Source organism: Pseudomonas sp. NFACC37-1 (assembly GCF_900101575.1).
Classification (GTDB): domain Bacteria; phylum Pseudomonadota; class Gammaproteobacteria; order Pseudomonadales; family Pseudomonadaceae; genus Aquipseudomonas; species Aquipseudomonas fluorescens_AA.
This window is the reverse complement of sequence record NZ_FMUZ01000074.1, coordinates 1-5,433: the sequence shown is the minus strand read 5'-3', so window position 1 is coordinate 5,433 and position 5,433 is coordinate 1. Positions and strand designations below refer to the sequence as shown.

Here is a 5,433-nt window from a genome sequence, read left to right as displayed (position 1 = left end):
CGCGAAGCATTCATACACCGCCAGGTCGAAGTTCAGCGAGGTCGAGAACAAGGTTTTCGACAGGGTTTGCGCATCGAACGAACGATGGGCCCAGGTCAGGAAATTCACCGTGTTGCGGTGTTCGATCATCACACCCTTGGGCAAACCGGTGGAACCGGAGGTGTAGATCACATAGGCCAGGTGCGCCGAGGTCAGCCCGGCAATCTCTGGATTCGAGACGGACTCGTCCTGCCAGAGCCCGCTACCTAGATCGATCACCGGCATCGTTGCATCGGCCAACAGCCCAAGGGTTGCCGTTTGGGCCAGGACCACGGCCGGCGTACTGTCTTCCAGCATGTAGGCAATCCGATCCGCCGGATAGGCCGGATCCAGCGGCACATAACCGCCGCCCGCTTTCAGGATCGCCAGCAGCCCGACCACCATGTCGCTGCCGCGCTCGACGCAGATCGCCACCCGCGAATCCGGCCGCACGCCCTGTTTGCGCAGGTAATGCGCCAGCCGGTTGGCCTGCTCGTTCAGTTCGGGATAGGTCAGGCGCTGTCCGCCATGCAGCACCGCCAGTGCATCCGGCGTGCGCGCCACCTGCTCCTCGAACAATCCATGGATGGTCTGTTCCAGTGGGTACTGTGCTTGCGTGGCATTGAAGCATTCCAGCTGGCGACGTTCGGCATCGTCCGGCAGCACGATGTCGCTGATGGCGACGCGGGCATCCGCCACCATCGCCCGCAACATGCGTTCCAGATAGCCGAGGTAACGCTCCATGGTCGCCTGGTCGAACAACGCCGTGGCGTACTCCAGGGAGCCTGAAATCAGCCCATCTACCTCACCCAGGTTCAGCGACACATCGAATTTCGCGCTATGCCCCGGCGCCTCCACGGTCTCCAGCATCAGTCCTTCCAGGACGAGGTTCTGTTCAACGGCTGCCTGCCAGGACAGCATGGCCTGGAACAACGGGCTGTGGGACAGGCTGCGCATCGGCTTGACCCGCTCCACCACTTGCTCGAACGGCAGGTCCTGATGGGCCTGGGCGCTCAACGTCTGTGCTTTTACCCGTTGCAGCAACGTTTCGACGCTCGGCCCCCCGGACACATCAATGGGCACGGCCAAGGTGTTGACGAAGAACCCGATCAGTTCCTCGACCTCCACGCGCCGACGGTTGGCCGTCGGCGAGCCGATGACGATCGTATCCTGCCCCGAGAGGCGACCAAGCACCGCCGCCCAACCGGCCAGCACCGTCATGTACAAAGTCGTACCGTGGCGCTGGCCCAGCGCCTTGAGATCGGCTGTCAGCGCTTCATCGAAGAGCACCGGCAAACGCGCTCCGGCATAGTCCTGCTGCGCGGGTCGCGGACGGTCTACAGGCAAGGTCAATAAAGGCGGTACATCCGCCAGTGTCCGTTGCCAGTAGGCATTCTGTTCACTCAACACGTCGCCGCTCAGCCAGCGGCGCTGCCAGACGGCATAGTCCGCATATTGGATCGGCAGCGGTGGCAACGGATCGGCCGCGCCATGCAGGCAAGCCTGGTAGAGCCTCCCCAACTCACGGGTCAGCACATCCATCGACCAACCATCCGAGACGATGTGGTGCAGAGTCACCAGCAGAACATGCGTCTCGTCCGCCAGCCGCACGAGGCGACCGCGGATCAAGGGCCCCTGTCGCAGATCGAACGGCGCCCGCGCCTCGTCCGCGGCCAACCGGGCCAGTTCGCCTTCGGCGTCGGTATGCAGGGACAGGTCATGGAACGTCAAGGCAAAGCCGGCCCCTTCGACGGCGATGCACTGCACCACCTCACCGTCGACCTTGTCGAACGTGGTACGTAACGCTTCGTGACGCGCCACGATCCGGTCCAATGCCCCATGCAGGGCTTGCGGTGACAGCCGGCCCTTGAGACGCAAGCCACCGCAGATGTGATAAGCAGCGCTGCCGTCCATCTGCGCCAGGAACCACAGGCGCTGCTGTGCGAACGACAGGGGCAACGCACTGTTGCGCGGAACCGCCTCGATGGGCGGCAACGTGCTTGCCGACGCTTGGGAGGCCCAGGCTGACAATCCCATCAATCCGGAGTTGGCAAACAGTTCCGCCAGGGTCAGTTCCACGCCCAGTTGCTGGCGCACCTGAGACATCAATCGCACGGCCAACAACGAATGCCCGCCCAGCTCAAAGAAATCGTCATGACGACCGATCTGCTCCACGCCCAGCAACTGACGCCAGATATCGGCGATGCGCATTTCCATGTCGCCCCGTGGCGCCTCATGGTCGCGGCTCGAATAGGCCGCGCTGTCCGGGGCGGGGAGCGCTCGGCGATCAAGCTTGCCATTGGCTGTCAAGGGCAGCGCGTCGAGGCGCACATAGGCCGACGGCACCATGTGCCGGGGCAAGTGCACCTGCAATTGCGCACGCAAATTGTCGGCCGTCAGGTCCGGGTATTCGCCCTCGTGTAACGTGTAATAGGCCACCAGACGCTTGTCATCCGGTGTGTCACCAGCCGCGATGACCACAGCCTCGCGCACACCGGCACAATCGCTGAGCCTGGATTCGATTTCACCCAGCTCAATGCGCAAGCCGCGTATTTTCAGCTGACCATCATTGCGCCCCAGGTATTCGATATTGCCGTCCGGCAAATAACGTCCAAGGTCACCGGTACGGTACATCCTCGCGCCCTGCACAGGGCCGAATGGGTCTTGCACGAAACGCTCGGCGGTCAGCTCGGCACGGTTCAAGTAACCTCGCGCAACCCCTGCGCCCCCGATGTAAAGCTCACCCGTCGCACCGACCGGAACCGGTTGCAAGTGTGCATCGAGCAGGTAGATCCGTGTGTTGCCCACCGGCTTGCCGATATGCAACACCGCCTGGGAGGCGTCGATCCGGCCCGAGGTGGCGACCACCGTGGTTTCCGTGGGGCCATAGTTGTTGATCAGCGTAAAGCGTGGGTCGGCGGGCAGTCGGCGCAGACGGTCACCGCCGATCAGCAGCGTACGCAACCGATCGTGGCTGAGGTTGCCGCCGAAGGCGTACTCGGCAATCGGCGTAGGCAGGAAGCACACATCCAGCGCCTGGGCCTGCCACCAATCCAGCAGTGCGTCGACATCCTCGCTGCCAGCATGGGCCGGTGGCAGCAACAGCGTGGCCCCGGCGCACAGGGCGGGCCAGATCTCCCAGGCCGCGGCGTCGAAACCGAAGCCAGCAACGCTGGACGTGCGGCTGCCGCGCCCCAGTTCGAAGGACTGACAATGCCACCCCACCAGGTTGTTGAGGTTGCGATGCTCGACCATCACCCCTTTGGGCAGACCGGTCGACCCCGAGGTGTAGATCACATAGACCAGATGACTCGGCTCCAGGCCCGGCACCTGAGGGTTGACACCGCCGCCGTCGGGGCTGATCTCGTGCTCAAGATCAATCACCGGCACCGATGCGTCGACCATGAGGCCGCCGGTAGCCAGTTGCACCAGGACCGCCGCCGGGGCGCTGTCTTGCAGCATGTAGGCAATGCGCTCGGCCGGATAGGCCGGGTCTATCGGTACGTAACCCGCCCCGGATTTCAGGATGCCCAGCAACCCGACGATCATCTCCAGGCTGCGCTCGACACAGATCGCCACGCGGTCATCCGGGCGCACACCCAGCGCCAGCAGATGATGAGCAACCTGGTTCGCCCGGGTGTTGAGTTCGCCGTAGCTCAGTGACCGGCCTTCATACACCACCGCCGTCGCCTCAGGCTGCATGGCGGCCTGGTCTTCGACCTGGCGATGAATCAGCGCCTGTTCGGCATACACCGCGCCCGTGGCGTTCCAGGTCTCGATCAACTGTCGACGCTCGGCCTGGGGCAGGATGTCCAGGCTGTGCAAAGGCGCCTGCGGTGCCTGCTCCAACGCATCAACCAGACTTTCCAATGCCACCTGCATATAGCCACAGATGCGCTGGGCGCCGATAGGGGATTGGACTTGCGCCGTGAGGCTGAACCCCTCGCCCAGGTCGTCCACTGAGAGCGTCAGCGGGTAGTTGGTGCGTTCCTCGCCTCCCAGGGCTTCGATCCCCTGCCAGGCTGATGACGATTGCAGTGCGAGGGGTTCGGCCACCGTATGCCGGTAGTTGAGTAATGCGCTGAATAGCGGTGTGGGCGCGGCCACGCCACTGCAACGTTGAGCCAGTGCCAGGGAAGCGTGCTCATGCCCCAACAAACCGGTCAACCGTTCATGGGTCGCCAACACGCCGTCACGCACACTGAGTGCCCCCAGTCGCACGCCGATTGGCAAGGTATTGATAAACATGCCCAGTGCTCGGTCGGCGCCTTCGCCGCCCTGCATCCGGCCCATCAATACCGTACCGAACACGACGTCTTCGCGGCCAGATACCCGGCCCAGCACCTGAGCCCAGGCCAGATGATGCAGACTGGCCGCACTCACGCCCAACTGGCGCGCCTGCCTGCGCAGGCGTTGGCTCAGATCGGGGGCGATGCCCTGACTGGCTTCTTCGACGCTACTGCCGTCGCCACGCAGATCCTGTAAGCCGAACGGCAGCGTCGGTTCATCGATAGCGCCGAGCATCTCGCGGAAAAACGCCTCATGCGCCTTCGGACTGACGCCCAGGCGAGCCTGGGCCACATAATTGCGGTACGGCACCGCATCGCCCATCTGGTCGGCCTGTCCGAGCAAATGAGCCTGCATTTCATGGCGAACCACTTCCAGCGCCGTGTGATCGAGCGCCATGTGATGGAACAGCAGTGTCGCCACCCAACGCCGGTTCACCGCATCCTCGGCAAAGCGGATACGCATCAGCGGAGCCTGGCGGATGTCCAGGCGCGCATCGAAGTCTGCCTGCAGTCGACCGGCGACATCGCCGTCCTCACGGCGCAACGCCACTTGTTCGACACCCAGCACGGCCTTGCGCCAGACCACTTGCACCGGTTCATCGAGGCCGTCCCAGGCCATGGACGTACGCAGGATGTCGTGACGATCTATCACGCCTTGCAGGGCCTGGGTGAAATCATCCAGGCGTTTGCGGCTATCGAAGGCAAACTGCGCCTGTAATACGTAGGGGTCGCCCTGCTCAGCGGCGAAATGGTGATAAAGGATGCCTTCCTGCAAGGGTGCCAGCGGATAGATGTCTTGCACATTGCCCACGCCACCCGGCACGCTCGCCACGATGCGGTCGATAGCCTCCTGGGTCAGTGTCACCAGCGGCAGCAAATCGGGGGTGATGCGTTGACAATCCGGTGCGATCAGGTTCGCCGGAACCTGAACCTCGCGGTCATCATGACTGCCGACCGCAGCCGCCAGCGCGGCCAGGGTGGGCTGGCTGAACAGAATGCGCACATCGGCGCTCAGGTTGACCTGGCGCATCCGCTCGATCAGGCTGACGGCCAACAGCGAATGACCGCCCAGCTCGAAGAACTGGTCGTGACGGCCGACCTGTTGCAGGCCCAGCAGGTCCTGCCA

At 63.6% G+C, this 5,433-nt stretch carries 1 protein-coding gene; it reads right to left on the bottom strand.

The window, feature by feature from the left end; all coding sequences use genetic code 11:
• The coding region (locus BLP82_RS29795; protein WP_139198010.1) for a non-ribosomal peptide synthetase at window positions 1-5,433 on the bottom strand (5,433 nt) is incomplete at both ends.